Below are 26,629 nucleotides of genomic sequence, written 5' to 3' on the forward strand. Positions count from 1 at the left end.
TTTTCACGCTGTAAACAACTTTAATCATCCGAATTTTTATTTGTATGCGCCCTTTTTAGTAAATCGCGTGCATTTTCTTGGGCTGCCGTTGTTAATTCATTACCTGATAACATACGTGCTAGTTCATCAATCCGTTGTTCTTCAGACAATTGCCGGACCGATGTTTCCGTCCGTTCACCAACCACTTGTTTTTCAATGAAGAAATGATGATCCGCAATAGCGGCAACTTGTGGCAAATGCGTAATGGTTAACACTTGTGAATAGCGGCCAATCACGGCAATTTTTTCGGCAATCGCTTGCGCAACTCGGCCGGAAACCCCTGTATCAACCTCATCAAAAATAATAGACGTAATTCCCTGTTCACGGGCAAAAATGGTCTTCATTGCTAACATCATTCGTGATAGTTCTCCTCCAGAAGCAATTTTTGCCAATGGTTTAGCACTTTCACCTAAATTAGTTTGAATATAAAACTCCACGCCATCTTTTCCCGTCGCACTTAGTTTTTGGTCACTAAATTGCACTGAAAAAACAGCCTTGTCCATGTACAAATCTTTTAACTGTTCATGAATCTGGTTTGACAATACAGTTGCCGCACTTGTGCGAATATCATGTAATTGCTTGGCTAATTCATCAGCGCTTTGTTTAGCAGCTTTAACTTGTTCCGCTAATGCAGCTGCACTTTGATCATTGCCACCCATTTGTGACAATTCATCATCAACCTGCTGTTGGTGTTGCAAAACATCATCAATGGTCGCCCCATACTTCTTTTCCAATGAATTAATTAAATTCAAACGATCATTCACGTATTGTAAACGTTCTTCATCGAAAGCTAAATTATCACGGACATTCAAAATTTCTGATGCTGCTTCTTGCAATTCATAATAAGCACCACGCACTGCCTCTGTTAGTTTCGTATAACGTGGAGCTAATTCTTCAATATCTTCCAATTCACTAACAGCTGTCCCAATGGTTTCTAAACCATTATTTTCCCATTCACCTTCTAAGGCTTCATACGCTTTAGATAATGCAGTTAGCACATCTTGATAATTTGATAGTTCTTGATATTCAGTCGTTAATTCTTCTTCTTCACCACTTACTAAATTAGCATCATTAAGCTCATTACTTTGAAAACTTAGCATATCTAAGCGTTGCGCCCAGGCTCGTTCATCATCTTGACGTTTATGATAAATCTCATCTAATTGACGATATTTTTTATAAGCAGCTTGATATTCAGTCAAAACAGGTTGTAAATCTTTTTGCGCAAATTCATCAAGCAAACCTAGATGCTGATCTGGTTGCATTAAAGCTTGATGCTCATTTTGACCATGGATATCAACCAAATGTCGACCAAGTGCTTTTAAGGCAGTCGCATTCACTAAAACATTATTAACGCGAATAACATTACGTCCATTACGATGTAATTCACGGTGAATTAATAATTGATTGTCTTCCAATGGAATCCCTAAGTCAGCTAATACTTTGACTAATGCATCATTGGGTTCCACATCAATTAAGCCTTGTAAAATTGCTTTTTCAGCTCCTTGCCGAATGTAGTCTTGTGAACCACGGCCACCAGTTAGCAGGCCAACGGCATCAATAATAATTGATTTACCAGCACCCGTTTCACCAGTTAATACAGTCATACCAGGTTCAAAGCTAATATTTAATTTTGGAATAATTGCAAAATTTTGAATGGATATTTCCTGTAACATGCATCCTCCTCAAATTTAACCAACTTATTGGAATTTTTCTGTCACAAATTTGCTTGCATCACAGTCCTTTTTTAAGATGATTAAGACATCAGCATCATCCCCCAAAATACCAAATAACTCATCAAAATCTGCTTCTTCCAAAGCAAGTTTCAACGCTGGACCAGTACCGGGTAATACCGTAATCATAACAAAATTGTCCTGTGTGCGAATGGTTGTCGATGGTTCTTGTATAATTCGTTTAACGTGTGCTAAAGCATCTGACTGAGCAACCATTGCATAAGCAAAGCCCCCTGTTTCTAATGGCACTTTAACTAACTGCATTTCTGCAATGTCTCGAGAAACCGTTGCTTGAGTCACTTGCCATCCCATTTGATTTAATTCATTTACAACATCTTCTTGTCGTTGCAAATTTTTTTGACTAATTAAATCACGAATTGCTAATTGACGATCTTGTTTAGTTCTTCTCATCTACTTTACCTTCGCGATGAGCATTTAATTGCTCATGAGCTGCTGTAACTACTGCTTCTTGTTGGGCTGGTGTCATTGTACTGTCACCACCATCTAAAACAAGATGGGCGATAAATTCAATGTTACCTGAACCACCCTTAATCGGCGAATAATCTAACCCAACCAGACTAAATCCAGCTGCATGGGCATAATCAGCCACTTTGTTAATCACTTGAATATGTGTAGCAGCATCTTTGACAATACCGTGTTTACCGACTGCATCACGTCCAGCTTCAAACTGTGGCTTAATAAGTGTTGCAACTGAACCACCATCTGCCAATATTTTAGCTAGTGGTGGCAAAATTAAGTTGAGTGAAATAAATGATACGTCAATGGTAGCAACTTGTGGCTGACCTTCTTGAAAGTCTTCTGATTTGGCATAACGGAAATTCGTATTTTCCATCACAACAACTCGGCTATCAGAACGTAACGACCACACTAATTGATTCGTACCAACGTCTAGTGCATAGACTAATTTAGCCCCATTTTGCAACGAAACGTCCGTAAAACCACCAGTAGATGAACCAATATCAAGAATTGTTTTACCATTAACATCAATGTCAAAGACGCGTAAGGCTTTTTCTAATTTAAAGCCACCTCGAGAAACATATGGCATGGGTGCCCCTTTTAAATGTAAGTCTGTGGTCACCGGAATTTTTTCGCCGGCTTTATCCATACGTTGCTCATTAGCACCCAAAATTTCACCTGCCATAATTGCTCGTTTTGCTTGTTCACGCGATGTAAATAGTCCTTGCTGAACTGCTAATACATCAACTCGTTCTTTTTCTACTGCCATAATTACTCCGTTATATCTGTAAAATAATCTAAGAATGATGCTAACAATTCCGTATCCAAGCCCGTTATTTCATGAAACTGCTGCAAAGATTTTTGGGCAATTACAACTTGTTCGACTAACATCTCTTTTGTATCTGCAACGCCAACAATGGTCGGATATGCTTGCGTTTCAACCTTACCAAGTTGATAATCATCTAAATCATCTTTGATTTGGAATGCTAAACCATAAGCCATACCAAAATCGAATAATAATTGTTGCACATCATGATTGGCATCAACCATCACTGCACCGGCTTGCAAAGCATATGCAATAAGCGCCCCCGTTTTATGATAATGAATCTGTTGGGCCTGCGCTAAAGTTACCGATTCACTGTGCATACCTGCAATATCCAACACCTGACCAGCAACCATGCCATTCGCACCGGCTGCTTTCGCTAACAAACTAACTAACTGAATTTGTTGCGATGCAGTTAACACATCATCACTATCAGCTAGCCACTCAAAGGCCAAAGGTTGTAGTGCATCTCCGGCAAGAATACCAATATCTTCCCCAAAAGCACGATGTGTCGTTGGCTTGCCACGTCGTAATTCATCATTATCCATAGCTGGTAAATCATCATGAATTAAACTATACGTATGAATCAATTCCAGTGCACTTGCAACTTTCAGATACTTTTCAACCGGTAACTGGTAAGTTGTTAAAACTGCTAAAGTCAACATGGGCCTTAAGCGTTTACCACCCGCCATCACCGCATAAATCATAGGTTCTTGTAACTTTGGGACAAACGAACTATGCGCTAATTCATTAGCTAAAGTCGTTTCAATTTGGGGTACCATTGTATTTGAAAACTCTCGCCAATGCATCAATCTTCGTCCCCCTTACTAAAATCAGTCATACTACCATCAGCATTAACGATTTTAGCTAAACTAGTTTCTGCATTTTCTAATGTCTTTTGCAAATCTTGACTGATTTTAACCCCCATTTCAAATTGCTTTAATGCCTCTTCCAATGGCACATCACCTTTTTCTAAACGGCTGACAATCGTTTCTAAAGTTGCTAAATTCTCTTCAAATGTTTTATCTGCCATATTATTTCTCTTTCTTTTCAGTTACTTGTGCAGTAACTTCACCATCAGATAACTGCACTTTAATTTCATCATCGACAGCTAATTGTTCTAGTTTATGAACAACAACATCATCTTTTCTCGTAACACTGTAACCACGCGCTAAAATAGCCAAAGGACTCACTAACTGCAAGCTAGCAACGGCATGTTTAAACCGTTGTTGTACTTGTGTCATCTCATAATCCATACTGCGTTGTAAACGTGGCTTTAAATTCTGTAATTGCTGCCTTGGTTGTTCAATCGCTTGTTTCATTGCTCTAACTAATTTATCTTGGGCAATATCTAAACGTTGCAAATAACCTTCATACAATCGCTCCGGATTAGTCAATACATAACTTTGTTGCAAGCGTGATAGATACGTCTTCTTTTGCGTAATTTCGCGTTGTAATATCGTGACCAATTTTTGTTGCGCTTGTTGAATGGCTAACCATAAATCAGCTAGTGGCACTGGCGTTGCTAATTCAGCAGCTGCTGTTGGTGTTGCTGCACGTTTATCAGCAATAAAATCAGCAATTGTTGTATCCGTTTCATGACCAACTGAACTAATAATTGGTATGTTAACCGTCAAAAGTTTACGTGCTAGATTTTCATCGTTAAAAGCCCACAAATCTTCAATTGATCCACCACCACGACCAATAATTAAAACATCGTAATCATCATGCTGATTAACGGCATCAATTTGTTTACTCAACGATGGTACAGCACCATTACCTTGTACCACCGCTGGATACAAAACAATTTGTGCAATTGGATAACGCCTGTTAACCGTCGTCATAATGTCTTGGATAACGGCACCACTGGGTGATGTAATAACAGCGATTTTTTTAGGAAAACGTGGTATTTCAGCATGGCGTTGATCAAATAAACCTTCTTGACTTAGTTTATTTTTTAATTGTTCATAAGCTTGATATAATGCACCAACGCCATCGGGTTCAATTGATTCAATAATTAAACTGTACGAACCATTTGGTGCATACAAATCAATATGTCCCACAATGTTTACTTTCATCCCCGGTTCTAATTGAAACTTTAGCCGATTGAAAGCATTTTTGAACATTGTGACTGAAAGTACTGCTTGATCATCTTTAATTTTAAAATATTGATGCCCGGTTCGTTGCCGGAAATTAGAAATTTCTCCGGTCACATACACTTTTTTTAGATATGGATCGGCAACAAATTTACGTTTTAAATACGCCGTTAATGCTGAAACTGTTAAATATTCTGCCATCCTTGCTCCAATTCTATATGATGATGACTTGCAGCTAGTTCTACAGTTGTTTCTAGTAGCGTTGCAATGGTCATCGGACCGACACCGCCTGGGACTGGGGTAATTGCCCCGGCAACCTTTTCAGCCGTAGCAAAATTTACATCCCCCACCAAACGATTATCAGGTAAGCGATTCATACCAACGTCAATCACCGTTGCACCAGGTTTCAAATCTGCTCCCATAATCAAGTCAGGCACACCAGTTGCTACCACAACAATATCAGCGATTGCCAACAACTGGCGGCGTAAATCAGCTGATGTATAGCGATGCAACAGCGTTACACTCGCATTAGCTTTCTGTAACAGTGCAAACATCGGACGACCAACCAAAATCGAACGACCAATTACCACAGCATGTTTTCCTTCTAAAGGAATATTTTCATGCTGTAACAACGTCATAATGCCGCGTGGTGTATTAGCGATTGGGTAATAACCATTTTGACCTGCAAATAAACGACCACTATTTTCTGGATGAAAACCATCAACGTCTTTAGCTGGTAAAATTGCTTCTTGAACTTTTTGTTCATCTATTTGTGTTGGTACCGGACTTTGTACCAAAATTGCATCAATTGCTTTATCTTGGTTTAATTCATCAACTTTAGCCAAAATTTCAGCTTCAGTTGCATCATTCTGATATCTAAAGGTTTGTGCGTTAACACCAACCTTAGCTGCTGCACGTTCTTTATTACGTACATAAATGGCACTAGCTGGATCATCTCCGACTAAAATAACGGCTAATCCAGGTACTACTGACTGTTCTTTTAAAACTGTCGTTTGTGTTGCGACAACTGCTCGTAGTTGCTTAGCAATTGCTTTCCCATCAATAATTTTGGCCATGTTAACCTCACTTTTATTCATTCTTATTGCATAAATTCTATCACAAAATTTTAGTTTTCACCACGTTGCAAATCATATAAAAAAGCGAATAAATCGCTTTAATGAACGATTTTATTCGCTTATATTAATCCAGTTCTTTTAATTATCAGTACTGCATAAATTTTTATCTTTAATCAACACAATAACGCTGATAAATCTTTAATAGTAATGTCCCAAATATAGCAATGGTTAAGAAATTAACCAACACAATCAAGGCGCCTTCTTTGAGTGCAACGCCTAATGATAAATTATATACCCAGTAATCACCTAATGGGGCAATGACCAGCCAGACGACAATGTTAGCAATTAACTGCCAAACATTAAACATCACTAACTTATGGGTTGTTAATTTACCAATCAAGATACGCAAACGCTTACTGATTAATCCGATAAATAATCCGAATAAACCATCAGCAATTGTCCAGGTCCACCAAACCGTGCCACCGGTAGTGATAAAGTCACTCGTTGCGTGACCAATAAACGCCGTTGCCGCCCCCGCAATCGGACCAAAGATGGCAGTTATTAATGATAACCAGGCATGTGCTAACGTAGCATTATCATGCGTGTCACCAACCTGTACGGCAAGATATTTAAACAGAATTATAAAAACAATAATCCCAACAATTGTCCCAATCACTTTGTGTGAAGCAATAACATTATGTTTCATGATCTTAACCCCTTTACATCAACGACAATTATTGACTATTCAGATTCTTCACTTGATGCTGCTTGTTCTTCCTCAGCGGCAGCTTTTTCGGCAGCAATCTTATTCTCATTAATTTGTGCAATCTGTTCATTGAAAAATGTTGCGATTTTTTCTTCAACTGATGTTGGATCATCAACAAATGATTGCATCGACGCTGCTTTTTTAATAATTAAATGTGATTTCGTCACTAGTGGGTGCTCCACTATCATATAAAGTGAAACATCACTTGCTTCGTCATTGACGACAATCTTACGAATTGCATTTGTATACCGTAATGGTAAATTGATGAGACTAGCTTCTACACGCAAAATAATTGGTTCTTCTTCGTTAATAACCAAAGAACTACTAAAAATTTGACTGGCTGTCGCCTTTTTCTCAACATCAGCAAACAATTCATCTAAATTAATTGTTGCCTGATCAGCAGCTTCAAAGGTTGCTGTTTCGTATGTTTCATTGGTTAAAATCTCAATGAAATCATTCCCTGTCATGTCCATGGGTTATCCCCTCTTCTTTAACTTTATATATAAGTTTAGCACACACCCTATGCTTTACACTAGACACTAGATAGTAAACAAATAAAAAAGACCGCACCTTGTATGGTACAGTCTGCTATCATGATATCGCTTTAATCAACCTTAATGATTGCATCACGATTTTGTAACTTTGCTGCGGCACTTTCATCAACAATCACAGTTACATTAGGATGGTTTTGTAGAACACTCGCAGGTACATCGGTTGTGACCGGACCCTCAATCATTGCAGCAATTGCATCAGCTTTATTTACACCATAGGCAACTAACAAAATTTGTTTTGATTGCATGATGCTTCCTATACCCATTGAAAGCGCATGACGTGGTACATCATCCTCACTAGCAAAGAAGCGAGCATTTGCAGCAATTGTTGATGGTGTTAAATCAACGACGCGTGTTTTTGCATCAAAAGGTGTCCCTGGTTCATTAAAACCAATATGACCATTTTGTCCTAAGCCAAGAAGTTGTAAATCAATTGGATTATCAGCAATCACTTTGTCATAACGACTTGTCTCAACATCAACATCTTCAGCTAGTCCATTAGGCACATAAGTTTCTTTGAATGGCTTTTGATTGAATAAATGCTCATCCATAAAGTAACGGTAACTTTGGTCATGGTTACCAGCTAATCCTTGATACTCATCAAGATTAATTGAAATTTTATCAGAAAAATCTAAGTCACTAGCTGATAGTTCCTTATAGATTGACACTGGCGTTGATCCGGTTGCTAATCCAAAAACTTGGGCACCATTTTCTAAGGCTTCTTTAAAAATATCAAAGCCTACTTTTCCACCTGCTTGTTGATCTTTTACTTCAATAATCTTCATGTCGATCATCCTCTTATCTCTTTTTGGTATAGACCAATTGTATACCAAAACAACCGCTTTTGCAATAAAAAAGACCAGAATGTAAAAACATCCTAGTCTCTAATATTGATTATTCACCTTTAACGGCTTTTTCTAATGTGTCTAATGCACGTGAATGATTAGCAATATCAGCTAGCAAATCTTTTTCAAATTGATCAACAGTTTTTTCTGTCGTATCACGAGAACCAAAACGACGGATTGTAACCGTATCATTTGAAACTTCTTCATCACCAATTACCAAAGTATATGGAATCTTCAGTGATTGCGCATTACGGATTAAGTAACCCAACTTCTCATTACGTCCATCATACTCAGCACGGATACCTTGCTTAACCAAACGATCAGCCAAAGCTTGTGCATATTCGCCATGTGCTTCACGGTTAACTGGGATAATCCGTACTTGATGTGGTGCCAACCATGTTGGGAAAGCACCCTTGTACATTTCAGTCAAGTATGCTGTGAAACGCTCCATCGTAGAAATAATACCACGGTGAATCATAACTGGACGATGCATCTCACCATCTGCACCAACATAGTTAACATCAAAACGTTCTGGTAACAAGAAGTCTAATTGAATGGTTGATAATGTTTCTTCACCACCCAATGCTGTCTTGATTTGTACATCAAGCTTTGGACCGTAAAAGGCAGCTTCACCTTCCGCCTCGAAGTACTCAAGACCCATGTCATCCATGGCTGCCTTCAACATAGTTTGGGCTTTCTCCCACATTTCGTCATCATCAAAGTACTTTTCAGTATTTTCTGGATCACGATACGACAAACGGAAACGATAATCTGTAATGTCAAAGTCCTTGTAAACATCGACCATTAATTGCAAAATCTTCTTGAATTCATCTTCAATTTGGTTAAGCATCACGAATGTGTGGCCATCATTTAAGGTCATTTCACGAACACGTGACAAACCGGTCAAAGCACCTGACTTCTCATAACGGTGCATCATACCAAGTTCAGCAACACGGAATGGCAAGTCACGGTATGAACGTTGGTGGTGCTTGAAGACCATGATGTGTGACGGACAATTCATTGGACGTAATTCTAGGAATTCGCCATCCCCCATATCCATTGGTGGGAACATGTCATCGCGGTAGTGGTCCCAGTGACCTGAACGCTTATACAAATTTAGGTTTGACAAGATTGGTGTGTAAACGTGTTGGTAACCGTCTTGTACTTCACGATCCACAATGTAACGCTCTAGAGTACGACGAATAGCAGCACCATTTGGCATCCAAACGGCTAATCCGGCACCCACTTCTTGAGATGTAAAGAATAGATCTTGATCAGCACCAATCTTACGGTGATCACGTTCTTTAGCTTCAGCACGACGCTTTAATTCAGCATCCAAGTCTTCAGCATTCCAAAAGGCTGTTCCGTAAATACGTTGCAACATTGGATTTGAAGACTTACCACGCCAATATGCTCCAGCAACTGAAGTCAACTTAAAATGCTTAATCCAACCAGTTGCTGGTACTAAACCACCACGATCCAATTCAACGTGCTCACCTTGAACAGCAATTGAAATTGGCTCGTCATCTGGCAAATCATTAATTAATTCAATCTTATAAGGATCGTCTTTAAACATATCCAAGGCTTCATCACGTGTGATTTCGCGTGAAACGATTGGTAGATTTTCCTTAACAATGCGCTTCATCATTTTTTCGATTTCAGGGAATTGATCAACTGAAATTTGGTTACCCTCAACTTTATCAGTATCGTAGTAAAAACCATTATCAATAGCTGGACCAACACCATAATGAATTTGGTCAGGGTACAAACGATTTAATGCTTGCGCCAACAAATGTGATACTGAATGACGTAGTAAACGCAAACCTTCTTCATCATCCTTTGTGATCAACTCAAATTGACCACCTTCTTTAATCGGATCCTTCATACCAACATAATGACCGTTTAACTTACCAGAAACAGACTTTTTGGCTAATGAAGTTGAAATGCTTTTTGCAATTTCCATTGGTGTTGTATCTTCTGAGAACGCCTTTTGCGCACCATCTGGAAGCGTAATTTGTACATCTGCCATAGCTATTACTCCTTTTTATTGTGGTGAATCAACATATCTAAAACAAAAAGCGCCTCGCTATCAGGATAATCTGATAACGGGGCGCTTAAACGCGGTACCACCCGAATTTTATAACAATCATGTTATACACTCTAGTATCCCTTAACGCGGGAAACGTTGCTACTTGAAACATAGCACACTCCGAAATAGTACCGTTTATTTCATGCTACCAATTCCCAGCAACCTTGGCTCTCTTTAAACATAATTTGTTAAACGACGTGTTTTCTTCAACGTTTTTATATTCGTCTTACATTATACCTGAAAAAATTAAAATTTAAACCTTTAATTTTAATTATGCTTGCACCGTTTTAATCAACGCTTTAGTAAATGCTTGCAATGCTTCAGTCGCTGCCTTATCTGGACTCAAATTAACTTTGACGCCTTCAGCACCCTTTGTTGCACCAGTTTTTTCAAATTGTTGTTCAAATTTATCGATGGCAACAGCAAAATCATCACCATAAAAATCATCACCTGATCCTGAAACACCATACACAATACCCGTTAGATCAGTATCAGCTAAATCTTCATAAAAATCTAATGCTTCATCAGGCAATGAGCCCTTATCAAAAGTGTATGGTACAACGACGACAATATCCGTTTCATCTTTTGAAATATCTTGTGGATCAATTAATTGGATATCTTCTTTGGTGACATCAACGTTTGACGCTTTAAAAGTATCGACAATGACATCAGCCACATCTTCATTATTACCAGTAATCGTGGCAAAAAATACTCTGGCTTTCATACTCTTATTTCCCCTTGTGCTTCTATTAATTAAAATGGATGGTTATCATATTCAACCCATGATTCATGGGAATCTTGAATGCGTTTAAACATTTTTTCCATATCTGTATTAGTAAATGATACCAAAACCGGCCGACCATGCGGACAATTATATGGATTTTTAGCTTTTGATAATTGTTGCAACAACCCACGTGCTTCATAATCGTTCAACGACCAGTTCGCTTTAATGGACCGTTTACATGACATCATGATAGCGGTCTTTTCACGAAAGGCTTTCGTTGTAATGCTACCATCACGCAATAGCCAATCAATCATTTCACGAATTGTATCTTCCTCTTGGCCTTTTTCAAACCAAGCTGGGTGTTCACGCACAATTAAGGCGTCATCCCCAAATGGTTCTAAGTTTAAACCAACGTTTTGCAGCTCTTCTTCATGCGCTTGAATTTTTAAAATATCGATTTTAGGATAACTCAAAACAATTGGTACTAACAAACGCTGACTATCAAGGCCAATCTTACCGATTTCCTCACGATAATATTCATATTTAATCCGTTCTTGAGCAGCGTGTTGATCAACAATATAAAAGCCATCTTCCGCTTGGGCAAACAAAAATGTCCCATGCATTTGACCAATATATTGCAACTCTGGAAAACCAGTCTTCATTGGCTCAGTCAACACATCATTTTGGTTAGACCAATCTAATGGCACTTCAGCAGCTGGCGTTGCATCAGCAAATTCAGTAAACGGCTGAACTGGTTCTTCAAGTTTATACTTGTTCGTAAAATGCTTAACTGTATTTGAATTTAAATCAGATGCTTTAGTAACTACAATCGGTTGTACATCATTTGCTACTGATGACGTTGCCTCTTGAGACTGTACCGTTTCAGTTTCATCAGGCAATGCCTGACCAGCGTTGTTTTCATCAGCAACTACATCACTTTGTGGTTGCTCACTATCAGTGTTTGCTGTATCGTGCGTACCCGAGATGCGCTGCAACTGAGCCATAAATTGTTGATTATCAACGGCAGGTTCAACTTCGTCAGACATTTTATCTTGCATATAGTTATCATAGGCATCTGGAATCAAATTTTGATTTGTAAAGCGTGCCACAATCATTTCTTCAATCAATGCCATCAACTGATTTTCTTTTGAAAGTCGGACTTCATGCTTTTGTGGATGGACATTAACATCAACAAGTAATGGATCCATTTTAATTTGCAAAACGGCAATTGGGAAACGACCAATCATTAACTTCGAGCCATAGCCTTTAATGATTGCCTTACTTAAGTTGTAGTTTTTAACAAAACGACCATTAATCAAAATTGATATATATGAACGATTAGACCGAGTTAACTCAGGCAAAGAAATATAACCATTAACTTCAAAATCATTATCCTGATTGGAAACAGCTAACATTTTTTTAGCTTGTTGCAAACCATAAACACTAGCAATTACTTGTTGCAAGTTATTGTTACCGGCTGCTTGTAAAAGTTCTTTATCATTGTGTACGAGATGAAACGCGACTTGTGGGTAACTCATGGCTAAACGGTTAATCACATCGACAATCTTAGACAATTCAGTTGCCTGAGACTTCAAATATTTTAATCTTGCTGGTGTATTAAAAAATAAGTCGGTTACTAAAATATCAGTCCCAACCCGGGCATTTGTTCCGGTCTCATTTAATAATTCACCACCACGATAATGAATTTTAACCCCTTCCTTTGCATCAGCAGTTGCCGTTTGCAAAACAACATCCGCTACAGATGCAATTGAGGGTAAAGCCTCACCACGAAAGCCAAGTGAATGGACGCGAAATAAATCCTGACGAGAACTAATCTTTGAAGTTGCATGCCGTAAGAAGGCTTTCACAACTTGATCACTTTCAATACCTACCCCATTATCAATCACCCGAATAGATTTGATACCGGCTTCTTCTACTAAAATATCAATTTGGGTTGCTTGTGCATCCAGTGCATTTTCGACTAATTCTTTAACCACTGAACTAGGTCGCTCAATCACCTCACCAGCAGCAATCTGATTTGCTAAAATATCTGATAATTCATGAATCTCAGTCATGTTCTCACCCCTAATCGATTATTGTATACTTTGTTGCCATTCATTCAATTTCATTAAGGCTTGTAATGGCGTCATGGTTGCAACATTAATGTGTTTCAACTCGGCCAACATTTGTTCGGCTTTTGGATCAATTGGATCACAAAACGTAAATAAATCTAATTGGCCGTTATCCGTTACGTGTTGTGGTGCCTCTTCAACTGGCACCTTTGGCTCATCAGCGGCTTCTGAATCAGCCAAATTAACCTTTGTATCAGCTAGTGCCGGTTGATCTATTGGTGTCGTCTTTAGAGAAACATCTTGTTCTTCCAAATTATTAAGAATTTGGTCAGCACGTTCAATTAATGACTCTGGTAAACCAGCTAATTTCGCAACGTTGATACCATAACTTTGATCTGCTGGTCCAGGCAATATCTTATGCGAAAAGATCAATTCGCCATTTTGCTCGTTAGCCCCAACATGCACATTTTGTAACTCAGACAATTCATCAGCTAATGCCGTCAATTCATGATAATGGGTTGAGAACAATGTTTTAGCATGCGTATGTTCATGAACATATTCAATAATTGCTTGTGCCAAAGCCATGCCATCATAAGTTGCGGTACCACGCCCCAGTTCATCAAACAAGATCAATGAATGTTTGGTAGCATTTTGCAACGCAGTATTTGCTTCAGCCATTTCGACCATGAACGTTGAATTTCCTGAAATTAAGTCATCAGCAGCCCCGATACGCGTGAAAATTTGGTCAAAGATTGGTAAGACGGCCGCTGTAGCCGGTACAAAAGAACCAATTTGAGCCATCACGACAATCAAAGCTAACTGCCGCATATAAGTTGACTTACCAGACATGTTAGGTCCCGTAATCAACAAGATGGTATCATCTTTGGACATAGTGACATCATTTGCCACATACTCTTGATGACCCAAAACTTTTTCAACAACCGGATGACGACCATCCTTAATATCAATTACTGATTCATCAGTCAACGTTGGTCGCACAAAATGATATTTCTCAGCAACGGTTGCTAATGCCTGTAAAACATCAAGTTGGGCGATATTGGCTGCCAAGTTTTGAATACGATGAATATTTTCTTTGATTGTTTGGCGAACAGTCGTAAACACTTGATATTCAAGCTCACTTGACTTGGTTTCAGCTTCTAAAATCATTTGTTCACGTTCTTTTAGTTCTGGTGTAATGAAACGTTCCGCATTAACCAAGGTTTGCTTACGTGTATAACGACCAGAGTCTAACTTATCAATATTTGCTTTAGTGACCTCGATGTAATAACCAAATACTTTATTAAATCCGATCTTTAATGAGTTAATCCCTGTTGCTTCACGCTCATGAGCTTCTAATTCAGCTAACCATGTTTTACCGTTAGTCATAACATCACGGTATTTATCTAACTGCTCATTGTATCCCGTTCGAATTACACCACCATCAGTAACTGAAATTGGTGGTTCGTCTGTAATCGCCTCACCAATCAATGTTTCAATATCAGCCACTGGGTCAATACGTGTCCGTAATTCACCAAAGATAGCTGGATCAAAATCATCTAAAATGCTCAAAATTTCAGGCACTTGTTGTAATGAACGACGTAATTGTAATAAGTCACGACCATTTGCTGTACCATAGGCAATACGACCAGCTAAGCGCTCCAAATCATAGACAGATTGTAACGCTTCTTGCAAGGCTGAACGCCCAAAGAATTCATTAATCAACTCACCAATCTTATCGTAACGTTGATTTAAGGTATTAGTATCCAACAAAGGTTGTTCTAACCATTGCTTTAATGTACGACCACCCATAGCCGTTTTGGTTTCATCAAGCAACCAAAGTAAAGTACCTGACCGTTGTTGCGTCCGCAAATTAGTCGTTAACTCTAAATTGGCACGTGAATGGCGATCCATCTTCAGATATTGGGCTACCTCATAGGCAGTTGCTTGTTGTAAGTGATCTAGAGAACGTTTTTGCGTATCAAATAGATAATTCAATAAGGTATTAGCAGCTGCTTCAAGATTAGCATCTTGCAGATTTTGCGTTAAATAGGTAATCTCAGCATGCGTGGTGGTTTCTGCTTTGGCAGTTGAAACAAGAATCCCAAGATTCGTCAAACTTGCCTGTAAATCATTGGGTAAATCATCACTAGTAACAACCTCTTTTGTTTCTAAACGACTGATTTCATTTAAAACACTGTTTAGACCTTGTAAACTAGTTGCTTTGACCTCACCTGTTGACAGATCTGTATAGGCTAAGCCATAACAATCCAGTGGTGCCACTGACAAGCCAACCAAATAATTATTTTCTTTAGCTGCATCAGCTGAATTTTTCATCCGAGTTCCCGGTGTTACTAATTGCACCACTTCACGTTTAACCATGCCGTCTGCATCGGCAGGATTTTCCATCTGTTCAACAACCGCAACTTTATAGCCTTTGTCCACCAGAATATCAATGTAATTTTGGGCAGCATGATGTGGAACACCAGCCATTGGAATTGGTTCAGCCGAATTTTTATTACGTTGTGTTAACGTTAATTCTAAAAGTTGTGAACCAACGACTGCATCATCATTAAACAACTCATAAAAATCACCCAAACGATAAAACAAAAAAGCATCCGGATACTGCGCTTTAATTTCATTATATTGCGCCATCATTGGAGTCGTTTTTGATTTAGCCATATCTCATCATCCTTTCTCTAATAAACAAGACCAGAACTTATTCTGCTCTGGCCTCATTTCCATCAATATACATCGCAAATAGTCATTACCAACCAATGCATTACTCTTTAAATAAATCAGCCAATCCTGACAATGGCGTATTTTCTTCTTCAGTTGCTTGCTTTTGTTTTTCATAAGTATCTTCAGAAATAACTGACCAATCTTGTCCTGATGGCATAACATCACTTTTTTCTTCTTCATCAGTTAGGACTTGCATTGGAATTGATAACACAATATATTCTAATAATGCTTCATCAAAGTTAATGACACCATCTTCAACCAAAATGACTGACTCTTCATCAGCATAACGACTCTCGTGTTGCTTATCTTTGATATAAATTTCATCAATATCCATGTCAATTGGTAAGGTTACTGGTGCTAATGATCTTGTTGAAGGTGTTACTAATTCACCAGTAACATGTGCGTGGATTAAGATGTCACCATCATCACTTTGAGCAAAACCATTTACTTTAATGGGCGTTAAGTCTTTAATCACATCACTAAATTTATTAACGAGATTATCCGGTAGTGTGACGGTCTCATTAAATTGTAGTGGTTCATCTTTATAAGTTTGTAATTCCGAAAATTGCCACTTCATATCCAGTTCCTTTCTTATTCATAAAATGCAGGTATCCGTCCTGTATCCATTGCCTGTTGCATTGGCTCTTTTGTCATGAGTTCATAAAGCTTACCAGCTCGATAATCTAGTGCTAAAATGCCACCCAACATATCTTGGGTAACGTGATTAATTACGGGTAGCTGCACTTCAGTACGTTGCTGTCTAATAAACAACCGTCCCATTTTCGTTGCGCCTAACAGTCGCAAATATGGGTGGTGCAATGCTTGCAGCATTTCTGTTTGCTTAATATTCAATAACGTATAAAGATTCGTTCGTTGTAATCGCGACCACGTATAACGTTTACTTTTGAAGTTTGTCATAAACGTCTGGTAATCCGCACGCGTATGATGCATCATTTGATTTTGCAAGCGATAAGCTAGTCCATCCGTCAATTGATAAATTTGTTCTAGTTGGCTAACTGGCGATGTGAGGACCTTATATTGTAATAATGGATACCAAGCCGTTTCCCAGTCTTTGACCTGAGTACCAACTGCCATTACTTTAGCTGCCGGTTTTGAAACAAAATTTTCAAATTCAGTGGCGGTAACATGTTGGGACATCAATTGACGTAGCGCGGTTGCACTTGCAATATGCGCATCGGTAATACCAGTTTGATGGTAATCGGCCCCTTGTCGCTGGATGGGCGCTAATTTTACGCAATCACTATAACCTAAATCAATAACGGCCATGGCATAAGCAAAGCCTAATAAATCATTAGGATTCGATAATCGTTCACCAGTTATTTCAGCTAAAATATCGTTAAAAATAGTTGCATAAGTTTGCGTATAGTCACTTTTAAACGCGCCATTTTGCGCTAATTTTTTTTGCGCCTTTTGCGCCAAAGCAAGAAAATCTATATTCGCATGTTCTGCACCAAAAGCAATTGTGTCCACACCAGCGGCCACTAAAATTTGCACGGCACCACGCGCAAATATATGCGCAGGTTGCACAGCAAAAGCAAATGGTAGTTCATATACAACATCAGCACCTCCAGTAAGGGCTAACTTAGCACGTTGCCATTTATCAAAGATTGCCGGTAGTCCGCGTTGGACAAAGTTACCAGACATCACCACAACCGCTGCATCAGCACCGGTAATTTTTTTAGCCTGTGCTAATTGATAGGCATGTCCATTATGGAATGGATTATATTCAGCTACAATCCCAACTGCTTTCATGACAATCTATTTCCTCTATGCTTTAGTGACACTAAAGAACCAACGATCTGTATCTGAAGTCACCTCACTACGACCAAAATCAGCCGTGACTTTGATGTCCTTAAAACCAGCTTTTTGCAACAAACGTTGATATGTTGCCAAATCATAAGTTCTTTCCGTATGAATTTCTTGCAACTGTTGATAACCATCAATTTCTTCATTATAAACGAAAAATGTTAATTCATGTTCAACAGTGTGTGGCATGCCTTCGACACCATATGATGACCACATAAAAGCAGTCTCTTCATCGTGCCAATTAAACATGTAACCAGGATAATAAACATCTGTTTGCCATGGTGAAATGACATCAAATAAAAATTGACCATTTGGCTCAAGATGTTTAGCAACTTGCTTAAAAGTTGCTAACATTTCTTGCGTATTAGCTAGGTAATTAAACGAATCCGCAAATGATGTGATGGTCGTATACTTTTGTTTTAAATCTGACCATTCACGCATATCACCTTCAATTAAAGGCAAATCAAGGTTAGCTTCTTGCGCATGTTGAACAGCAAGCGATAACATTTCTGGTGATAAATCAAAAACTGTCACATCTTTAAAACCATTTTGGCGCAATAAAATTGCTAGACGGCCTGCACCACCTGCTAGCTCCAATAATTTGCCATCTTGCGACTTAATATTATTTTGGGCATACGTTAACCAATCTTCATAGGCTTCTTCATCAAACAAATCATCATATAGCTTCGCAAATGTTTGGTAATTCATTAGAAATCTTCCTTAATAATCCATTGATCAATTGCAACTTCAGGAGCAGCTTGCCAAGTCTTTTCAAGACGATAAAAATCACGTGTTTCTGATTTGAAAACATGTACAATCAAATCACCAAAGTCTAGCAAAATCCATTGACCTTCTTGACGACCTTCTTGACGATTTAGATCAAAGCCTGCTTCAGCCATTTTATCAATAATTTCATCAGCAATCGCAACTACTTGACGCTCAGTTGGTGCACTTAAGATTAGATAATCATCTGTAATAATACTTAATTCATGAATATCCAATGCAACCAAATCTTCCGCACGTTTACCATCCGCAGCCTTAACTGCCACTTCTAGCATATCATTCACATTCGTCATTATTTATCAACACTCCATGTATTATAAGTTAATAGCGTTCCTGGATAGATTCTAACATTCTTAGAAACTAAGAAGCGTAACGTATGTGCGGTTTGCCAACCAACACTGGCTGCCAAATCTTCAAAAGCTAACGCACGTACTTCTTCTACCCCAGGAAATTCTCTATCTGCTTCAATATAATCAGCCATATATAATATTTGACTGAGTTTTGTCATTATTGTGGCCCCAGTTGTGTGCTGGCGAATGGCGTTCAAAATGTCTTCATGGGCAATGCCAAGTTCATCTTTAACCATTTCTGCACCAACCACACCGTGCCAAATATTATTACCCCAATTTACTAAATCAGGATCCAATTGCTTTTCAACAATTTTGTTTAGAAAGTCTTCATCAGGCCGTTCTTTTGCATAATCATGCGTTAATGCTGCAATTGAAGCCAATTCAGCATCAACACCCCATTGATTAGCTAGTTGCAATGTCATGTCTTCCACACGTAGCACGTGTTCAAAACGTTTTGTTGACAAAGCTTGTGAAACCTTATCAATTAAGGCTTCACGTGTACCTGCAAAAATATTTTTTGTATAAATTAGTTTATCTGTCATTTAAATATAACCCATTTTCTACAATATAAGCGGCCACCAAGTCAGGTACTAAATAACGTACACTTTGATGATGACTAATGCGTTGTCGGATATCAGTAGAGCTGATTACCAAATCTGGCACATCAACCCAAATAATCGGATAAGGTGAATTTCTAGGTTGCCCTGGTCGATTAACCCCGACAAATTTTACCAAACGTAGTAAATCATCAATGCGATACCATGTTTTTAGATAGGCAACCTCATCCCCACCGATGATAAAGTAGTACTCATAATCAGGATGTTCTAGCTTCAATTGCAACATGGTGTTATACGTATAGCTTTTACCACCGCGTTGTACTTCTAATAATTCAATATCGAAGCGACTATTACCTGCAATGGCGGCTTGTACCATCCGAGCACGATCAATTGGATTAATAGCACCCTTAGGATCAACATGTGGTGGCTTGGCATTCGGCATAAAAAACACCTTATCAAGCCCCAATTTATCTGCAACTTGTTCAGCGATGATGAGATGACCCACATGTGGTGGATTAAAAGTGCCACCAATAATTCCGATTTTTTTCTTTTTATTAGCAGTTTCTGGTTCTAATTGAAGCTGCGTAACAAATTGTTGAATTGTTGCTACCATAAGCCATCTCCCATTGCTTATTATTTAAATTTTCTGCACCGCCACTGAATAGTGACGATTTTCTTTCTCACTTGACTCGCCAAATAATACTAAAGTGTGCCCAATTGTTTGGACAACTTGAATATCTGAATTGTCCTCAATAAATGCTTTTAATTCATCTATACCAACATCTGAATTAGGCAAGATATTGACTTTAAATAGCTCACGTTTATTAATCGCATCTTCTAATTGACGCAACCAATTCTCCGTTAAGCCTTGCTTGCCGACACTAAATAGTGGTCGCATGTCATGTGCTGACGCACGTAAATAACGTTTTTGTTTTCCACGTAGAGATATCATATTTTAAATCATTGCCCTTCTTGTTAATACTGAAACACCCTTTGGTGCCCAGCCTGCGACGACAGTATCAGCTGGTACGGTTAACCAACCTAACCCATCAATCACAAGATCTGTCTTTTCTGTTGTTTTAAATTCATAACGTTGCAATGGTGGCAACGTTTCTAAATTATCAGCTGTTGGTGGCGCTAATAATTCGCCAGCATGCTTGCGATAGAATTCACCAGCATTTGCTAATTTCGTACGATGAATTAATAAATTATTTTCAAAATATGCCGTAATTCCAGTATGCTCACCTTGAATATAATCAAAACGAGCTAAAGCACCCATAAATAAGGTTTGTCCTGCATTCAACTGGAATGTTTTAGGCTTGATTTCTTTTTGAGGTGAAACATACTTCAAATCTTTAGCACTTAAATAATGTGCCATTTGATCTTGATGGATAATTCCTGGCGTATCAATGATATTACTATCATCATCCAACGGAATTTCGATTCGATCTAGGGTCGTACCTGGGAAGCGTGACGTTGTAATAACATCATGCCGATCACCAGTCACCGACTTAATAATTTGATTAATCAACGTTGACTTACCAACATTTGTAACACCAACCACATAAACTGAACGACCATTACGGTATTTAGCAATTAAATCTAATAACCGCTCAATTGCCTCACCATTTTTCCCAGAGGCTAAGGCAACGTCAATAGGACGTAAACCAGCAATGTTAGCTTGTTGGCGCATCCAATCCTTAATTTTACTGCGCTTTAATGAACGTGGTAGCACGTCAACTTTATTACCAACTAATAAAATATCATTGTTACCAACGAAACGATGCAAACCTGGAATCAATGATCCTGAAAAATCAAAGACATCCATCACATAAACAACCAATGAGTTTGTATCAGCAATTTGTTCTAACAAACGACGAAAATCGTCATCAGTCAAATTAACGGGTTGAATTTCATTATAATGACGTAGTCGGAAGCAACGTTGGCAAAACACTTCATCATTCTCAAAGCTCTTTAAAAGTGCTGACATTGGTGTATAACCAATCTCATCTTTATGCTCAGTTTGAATTAAAGCACCACAGCCAATACAGCGTAAACCTTCATCGAGATATTGACGTACTGTTTCTTCACTAATCAAGTTGTTTCCTCCATTGCAATTTTGGATTGCTCTTTAACATATTCTTTTTTACGCCCTTTTCAAAGAAACGATTAATCTTGGTGTTCCATTGATCTGTTTCAATTAAAGGTTTAACTAAAATACTTCGCATACCAGCGTTATTCGCTGCATAAACATCGGTTAATAACTGATCACCAACCATAACGACTTCACTAGGCTTTAGTTGTAACATTTTGGTTGCTTCATTTAAGCCTCGCGTCATTGGCTTTAAAGCACGTGACACAAAGTTTAGTTGTAATGGATCAGCAACGCGGGCGATCCGGGATGCTGAATTATTAGAAACAATCAAAACGGGGATTTGTGCTTGTTTCATCTCTAGTAACCAATCATGTAATTCTTGAGTACCGTCTGGATTATTCCAAGCAACTAAAGTGTTATCTAAATCTGTTAAAACAGCCTTAATATTATGCTGTTGTAATTGTGCGGGGGTTACGCAATAAATTGCGTCAATCATCCACGTTGGGGTAAATGAATTCGCCATTTTCTATCCTTTTCCAGTATTAATCTTAGTTTAAAGTATACGCTAAATTTGCGATTTTATAAAGAACTCTCGTGTATCTCATTATAACAATAAATAAACCGCATCTCATTTGAGATGCGGTTTATTTACTTTGACTATTTAGTTACTTCAGCATTATATTGCTTTTCACCAACGTGTTCTTCACCAAGTGAAACGAAATCGTATGACAATTTATTTTCACGTTCAAATTCATCAATACCATATTGAATCAACTTATCAATTAAGTTGGTATAGCTGATTCCTGAAACTTCCCACATCTGTGGATACAATGAAATATTAGTGAATCCAGGCAATGTGTTTGGCTCACCTAAGTATGGCACACCATTTTTATCAATCATGAAGTCCATACGAGTCAAACCGACTAATCCTAATGCCTTGTATGCACGCAAAGCCATATCAGTGATTTCTTCGGCAAGATCATCATCAATCTTAGCTGGTAATTCAAATACCATTCCTGATGCATCAACAAACTTGTTGTTGTAGTCATACCAAATATCATCTTCAGGTAATACAATACCACCTAGACGTGAAGCACGGGGGTTTTCATTACCTAAGATTGAGATAAATACCTCACGTGGTCGGTCCAACGCACCTTCAACCAAAATCTTATAATCATACTGGAATGAATCTTTCAAAGCAGTTTCATACTCTTCGGCATTTGTAACACGTGACACACCAACTGATGATCCTTGACTAGCAGCCTTAACAAACAAAACGTCTGACTTCAACTTAGCTGTCAAATCTTCATAACTGTAATCCTTATAGTTTTGATCAGTAATCAAAACATAATCTGTGTTGCGGACACCGGCTTGGTTTAGAATACGCTTTGTCAAATCTTTATCAAATGACATAGCTGATGCTGCAATACCAGGACCCAAGTAAGGCTTCTTTAGCAAACGGAACAATGCTTGCAAAGTACCATCTTCACCTAAGTTACCGTGTACTACTGGATAGAAGAAATCAATATCATCCAAATCTCCTAGCACAGCAATTGGTGCTAATGGATTAGACAAATCCATGTTTTCCTTAGCAGCTGCAACAATTGTGTCTTCATCTTCCCCTTCAAACACGCGCCATGAATCTTTAGCGTTAATCATGATACCGTCTTTTGAAATCAAAAATACAGTCACATTGTACTTTTCCTTGTCCATAGCATCATAAATGTTATGAGCTGAGCGCTTTGAAACGTCGTGTTCAGATGAATTTCCACCAAACAACATTGCAATATTTAATTTTTCTGACATAATGGCTATTCTCCCCTTGATTGTCAAACTGATTTATCTGGAAACCTAAGTATAACACACAATTCCGATTTTTGGGACATTTTTTATTAAAAACTCCGAGACTCATTTAAATAGTCTGAAATTTCTTTTGGTAAATTCTGACGTGTCATCAAAGCCTGCAAAAATCGTTGTTGATTATACAAGCGGTGCCATGCGCCTTCCGTTTCCGGCTGCATTTGACGTGTCATTTCTTGACGCCACTGCTTTAATTGTTGCAAGAAATATTTAGCATATATCTCATTCTTATTAATTAAGTCCGTAATCACACTAATTAAGCGCCGATTCTCACCCATAATTAGTGGGGTCTCTAGTCGCTTAAACTTTTCAACCAAAATTGTTAATAGAAAAATTTTATCAGCGCGACGAACTTTATTATCATGCGTATATTCTGCCATCATATTGCCAATATGCATAAAAGCATGGGCCCAACCTTTATCACCTATAAAGCCCCGTGTGTCTCGTTCTAATACCATATAAGTGGCAACGTTAATAAATAACTCTTCATCAAGATCATCACTAATAAACCGTTGTGTCCCCTTACGGTTAGCATATCGTAACATTGACAATACAAACAAAGCAAATGAACGATAAAATACGCCGTCATTATCCTGCTCATCAATATGACTGAATAAAACACTATCTTGTAATAAACAACGAATCATCAATGACAGTTGATTGCGATCAAAAATACCATTTTGCAAACCATCACTTATGAAAAAGAAAGCACCCTTGTCACGAATAGTCGGATCACTTTGGCGTAAAGCACTTAGTAGATCCAAAACATCTTGATTGCTGACTTTAACAGGTTGACCCGCATACATCGTCTGTTGCCAACCTAAAATACGTTGCTTAATATTTTGTGCTTGATCATCAGGCAACTGAACAACATGGGTAGGTTCATCATAATCAATTTGATCAATCAAACGACCAATCTGAGTTCCCAATGAATCAAATAGCTGACCTGTATGAACTTGTTCGCGTAAATCTTTTAATTCATCACGAACATCATCTATCGTATATTCCATTTTTGTTGCCTTTCTTAATTTTTATTTATCTCATTTAGATTACCACAACCATGTAAAATAAAAAACATATTCGTAACTTTACCATATTTTGGTCGTTAACGAATATGTTTTCTTCAATTATTCTTTTAGATGGAAATAATAAGTTGATACGGTCACATCACGTGAAGCCAAAGCCGTCCGCAACTTCAAACTATTCTGATTATGCAATGCATTCTGCCAACTATGCTTAGGCACAAACTGCGGAATCAAAATGGTTAACGAATGATTGCGTTTCTGAGTACCTTTCGCAATTTCATCAACAAACCGTAATGCTGGTTTTGTAATTGAACGATATGATGAATGAATATCAACATACCGTACCTCTGGGAACTCACGTTTAAATTCAACACCTAAACGATGTTCCTTTTGTGGATTCGAATCAAACGAAACATGCATAGCTAAGACTTTGTCACCAATAGATTGTGCGTAATCAACAGCATCTGCCGTCGCTTTCGTAAAGTTGGAAACAAAAACAATCACTGTGGCACCATCGTAATGACTTCTTTTAATTGGTTCTAATGATAATACTTTCAATTGCTTAGCAACTAACTTGTAATGACGATTAATAACCAAGAATATTCTGATTAGAATTGGCATAATAATTAAATATGGCCAAACCGAACCAAAATGTAATGCAAATAACGTCACAACAAGCACTGCCGAAATCAATGCGCCGATTAAGTTGATTAATGATTTAGTCAACCAATGACCATCACGTTCACGCCACCAATGAATAATCATCCCCGATTGTGACAATGTAAAGGGTACAAAAACACCCACTGCATATAGTGGAATCAATGCTTCCGTTGAGCCTTTAAAGATAACTAACAACACAATCGCACCGAATGCTAAGGACATAATCCCATTTGAATAGCCTAATCGGTCACCCTTATCCATGTAACTATGTGGCATAAATTTATCTTTAGCCAAGTTATAAGCTAATTGTGGAAACGCTGAGAATCCTGTATTGGCAGCCACCGCCAATATTAATGCAGTAGCAATTTGCAAGATATAAAAGAATACCCCATGGCCAAAGACATGCTGCCCAATTTGTGCCAACACTGTTACGTGCGCATTTGGCCGAATACCATAGAAGAATGACAACAATGTCACACCTACTAAGAAGAAAGCCAAAATTGATGCCATAATCACCAAAGTAAGGGCTGCATTTTTTGCTTTAGGTTCTTTAAAATTAGGTACGGCATTCGAAATTGCTTCCACACCAGTTAATGAAGATGATCCACTAGAAAAAGCCTTCAAAAACAATAAGATTGAAACACTGCCGGTAGTAATATGCTCAGGAGTAGTTGGGTCATATGAGACTTGACCCGTTACAATATTGTAGAGCCCCCATAGAATCATGACAACCATAACTGCAATAAATAGATAAACTGGCACCATTAGAGCACCGGCTGATTCACGTAAGCCACGTAAGTTAATACCCGTTAATATCAGAATAATGATTACCCCAATTGCGACACTGTATGGGTGCAAACTTGGGATAGCTGAAACAATCGCTTCAGTTCCAGAAGCAACTGAAACTGCAACCGTCAGCATATAATCAACTAACAGAGACCCACCAGCAACTAAGCCGGCATGCCGTCCCCAGTTAGTTGAGGTAACTAAATACGCACCCCCACCAGCGGGATAAGCATGAATGATTTGACGATATGACAAAGTAATTGCTGCTAATAGAATTAGTACTAACGCAACAACTGGCAATTGCAGCCACAATGTCGCAACACCACCAATGGCAACTAGTACTGTAATGATTTGTTCAGTTCCATATGCAACAGATGACAACGCATCAGATGATAACAAAGCTAATGCTTTTGTGCGACTTAATTGACGTGCATTTTCATCCAAAGTTTTTAATGGTTTTCCAATTAAAAAACGCTTAAATAAAGGCCACATTTCTTTGCTCCTAAATATTTAATTTTTCTTTCAATATTTTGTAAAAAATTAGGCGAACAAAGCCTTTTTTCATTTCTACAAGTGCCTATTGTAGTTCTAAGCTTATCGATTGTCTATCTTTTTATTTTTTCTTTTTTATGACAGCCTTAGATACCTAACTGACATAT

The 26,629-nt window shown here is 38.2% G+C and carries 26 protein-coding genes and 1 other annotated feature; all 26 genes read right to left on the reverse strand.

Going from position 1 to position 26,629, the window contains the following annotated elements; genetic code table 11:
- Positions 1-20: 20 nt before the first annotated feature.
- A complete protein-coding gene (gene recN, locus ACSYSF_RS06110) occupies positions 21-1,712 on the reverse strand; it encodes a DNA repair protein RecN (RefSeq protein ID WP_489867082.1) in 1,692 nt (563 codons plus the stop codon).
- Positions 1,713-1,736: 24 nt separating this feature from the next.
- Positions 1,737-2,180: an arginine repressor gene (locus tag ACSYSF_RS06115; RefSeq protein ID WP_489867083.1), complete on the reverse strand. Its 444-nt coding sequence runs from the start codon at positions 2,178-2,180 to the stop codon at positions 1,737-1,739.
- Positions 2,167-3,015 (reverse strand): TlyA family RNA methyltransferase, encoded by an 849-nt coding sequence (locus ACSYSF_RS06120; RefSeq protein WP_489867084.1) that lies wholly within the window; start codon positions 3,013-3,015, stop codon positions 2,167-2,169. The genes ACSYSF_RS06115 and ACSYSF_RS06120 overlap by 14 nt, the downstream gene beginning before the upstream one ends.
- A gap of 2 nt (positions 3,016-3,017) precedes the next feature.
- Entirely contained in the window at positions 3,018-3,878 is an 861-nt protein-coding gene (locus ACSYSF_RS06125) for a polyprenyl synthetase family protein (RefSeq protein ID WP_489867085.1), read from the reverse strand.
- A complete protein-coding gene (locus tag ACSYSF_RS06130; RefSeq protein WP_489867086.1) occupies positions 3,878-4,102 on the reverse strand; it encodes an exodeoxyribonuclease VII small subunit in 225 nt (74 codons plus the stop codon). Before ACSYSF_RS06130 ends, ACSYSF_RS06125 begins: the two co-directional genes overlap by 1 nt.
- 1 nt (position 4,103) lies before the next feature.
- On the reverse strand, positions 4,104-5,366 hold the full coding sequence (gene xseA / locus ACSYSF_RS06135) for an exodeoxyribonuclease VII large subunit (protein WP_489867087.1): 1,263 nt from the start codon (positions 5,364-5,366) through the stop codon (positions 4,104-4,106).
- On the reverse strand, positions 5,351-6,241 hold the full coding sequence (locus ACSYSF_RS06140; protein WP_489867088.1) for a bifunctional 5,10-methylenetetrahydrofolate dehydrogenase/5,10-methenyltetrahydrofolate cyclohydrolase: 891 nt from the start codon (positions 6,239-6,241) through the stop codon (positions 5,351-5,353). The genes xseA and ACSYSF_RS06140 overlap by 16 nt, the downstream gene beginning before the upstream one ends.
- A gap of 169 nt (positions 6,242-6,410) precedes the next feature.
- Positions 6,411-6,947, reverse strand: coding sequence for an ECF-type riboflavin transporter substrate-binding protein (locus tag ACSYSF_RS06145; protein ID WP_489867089.1), 537 nt, complete (start codon positions 6,945-6,947; stop codon positions 6,411-6,413).
- 35 nt (positions 6,948-6,982) lie between these two features.
- A complete protein-coding gene (locus tag ACSYSF_RS06150) occupies positions 6,983-7,480 on the reverse strand; it encodes a hypothetical protein (protein ID WP_489867090.1) in 498 nt (165 codons plus the stop codon).
- A 131-nt stretch (positions 7,481-7,611) separates the two neighbouring features.
- Positions 7,612-8,343 carry a glucosamine-6-phosphate deaminase gene (locus tag ACSYSF_RS06155; protein ID WP_489867091.1) on the reverse strand — a complete coding sequence of 244 codons (732 nt, stop codon included), beginning with the start codon at positions 8,341-8,343 and terminating at the stop codon, positions 7,612-7,614.
- A 109-nt stretch (positions 8,344-8,452) separates the two neighbouring features.
- A complete protein-coding gene (gene thrS, locus ACSYSF_RS06160; RefSeq protein ID WP_489867092.1) occupies positions 8,453-10,432 on the reverse strand; it encodes a threonine--tRNA ligase in 1,980 nt (659 codons plus the stop codon).
- Positions 10,433-10,506: 74 nt separating this feature from the next.
- Positions 10,507-10,711, reverse strand: a binding site (T-box leader).
- A 52-nt stretch (positions 10,712-10,763) separates the two neighbouring features.
- Positions 10,764-11,216: a flavodoxin gene (locus tag ACSYSF_RS06165; RefSeq protein ID WP_489867093.1), complete on the reverse strand. Its 453-nt coding sequence runs from the start codon at positions 11,214-11,216 to the stop codon at positions 10,764-10,766.
- Positions 11,217-11,245: 29 nt separating this feature from the next.
- Positions 11,246-13,291, reverse strand: a complete 2,046-nt coding sequence (gene mutL, locus ACSYSF_RS06170) for a DNA mismatch repair endonuclease MutL (protein ID WP_489867094.1) — start codon at positions 13,289-13,291, stop codon at positions 11,246-11,248.
- An 18-nt stretch (positions 13,292-13,309) separates the two neighbouring features.
- Positions 13,310-15,967 (reverse strand): DNA mismatch repair protein MutS, encoded by a 2,658-nt coding sequence (mutS, locus tag ACSYSF_RS06175; RefSeq protein ID WP_489867095.1) that lies wholly within the window; start codon positions 15,965-15,967, stop codon positions 13,310-13,312.
- Positions 15,968-16,067: 100 nt separating this feature from the next.
- On the reverse strand, positions 16,068-16,604 hold the full coding sequence (locus ACSYSF_RS06180; RefSeq protein WP_489867096.1) for a YceD family protein: 537 nt from the start codon (positions 16,602-16,604) through the stop codon (positions 16,068-16,070).
- 14 nt (positions 16,605-16,618) lie between these two features.
- The gene (locus tag ACSYSF_RS06185; RefSeq protein ID WP_489867097.1) at positions 16,619-17,800 is read right to left on the reverse strand and encodes a nucleotidyltransferase; all 1,182 of its coding nucleotides are present in this window, start codon (positions 17,798-17,800) and stop codon (positions 16,619-16,621) included.
- Between the two features lie 15 nt (positions 17,801-17,815).
- Positions 17,816-18,562: a class I SAM-dependent DNA methyltransferase gene (locus ACSYSF_RS06190; RefSeq protein ID WP_489867098.1), complete on the reverse strand. Its 747-nt coding sequence runs from the start codon at positions 18,560-18,562 to the stop codon at positions 17,816-17,818.
- Positions 18,562-18,930, reverse strand: a complete 369-nt coding sequence (gene rsfS / locus ACSYSF_RS06195; protein WP_489867099.1) for a ribosome silencing factor — start codon at positions 18,928-18,930, stop codon at positions 18,562-18,564. The genes ACSYSF_RS06190 and rsfS overlap by 1 nt, the downstream gene beginning before the upstream one ends.
- Positions 18,930-19,529 (reverse strand): bis(5'-nucleosyl)-tetraphosphatase (symmetrical) YqeK, encoded by a 600-nt coding sequence (yqeK, locus tag ACSYSF_RS06200; RefSeq protein WP_489867100.1) that lies wholly within the window; start codon positions 19,527-19,529, stop codon positions 18,930-18,932. Before yqeK ends, rsfS begins: the two co-directional genes overlap by 1 nt.
- Positions 19,519-20,157, reverse strand: coding sequence for a nicotinate-nucleotide adenylyltransferase (locus ACSYSF_RS06205; protein ID WP_489867101.1), 639 nt, complete (start codon positions 20,155-20,157; stop codon positions 19,519-19,521). Before ACSYSF_RS06205 ends, yqeK begins: the two co-directional genes overlap by 11 nt.
- A gap of 24 nt (positions 20,158-20,181) precedes the next feature.
- Entirely contained in the window at positions 20,182-20,496 is a 315-nt protein-coding gene (locus ACSYSF_RS06210) for a YhbY family RNA-binding protein (RefSeq protein ID WP_489867102.1), read from the reverse strand.
- Positions 20,497-20,499: 3 nt separating this feature from the next.
- Positions 20,500-21,642 (reverse strand): ribosome biogenesis GTPase YqeH, encoded by a 1,143-nt coding sequence (gene yqeH / locus ACSYSF_RS06215; protein WP_489867103.1) that lies wholly within the window; start codon positions 21,640-21,642, stop codon positions 20,500-20,502.
- Positions 21,635-22,162 carry a YqeG family HAD IIIA-type phosphatase gene (locus ACSYSF_RS06220; RefSeq protein WP_489867104.1) on the reverse strand — a complete coding sequence of 176 codons (528 nt, stop codon included), beginning with the start codon at positions 22,160-22,162 and terminating at the stop codon, positions 21,635-21,637. Before ACSYSF_RS06220 ends, yqeH begins: the two co-directional genes overlap by 8 nt.
- A 134-nt stretch (positions 22,163-22,296) precedes the next feature.
- Complete coding sequence (locus ACSYSF_RS06225; RefSeq protein WP_489867105.1) at positions 22,297-23,445, reverse strand: D-alanine--D-alanine ligase family protein; 1,149 nt, start codon at positions 23,443-23,445, stop codon at positions 22,297-22,299.
- An 86-nt stretch (positions 23,446-23,531) separates the two neighbouring features.
- Positions 23,532-24,509 carry a DUF2785 domain-containing protein gene (locus tag ACSYSF_RS06230; RefSeq protein ID WP_489867106.1) on the reverse strand — a complete coding sequence of 326 codons (978 nt, stop codon included), beginning with the start codon at positions 24,507-24,509 and terminating at the stop codon, positions 23,532-23,534.
- A 117-nt stretch (positions 24,510-24,626) separates the two neighbouring features.
- Positions 24,627-26,462, reverse strand: a complete 1,836-nt coding sequence (locus tag ACSYSF_RS06235) for an APC family permease (RefSeq protein ID WP_489867107.1) — start codon at positions 26,460-26,462, stop codon at positions 24,627-24,629.
- Between the last annotated feature and the right edge of the window lie 167 nt (positions 26,463-26,629).

This window comes from Weissella sp. ESL1139 (assembly GCF_058506735.1).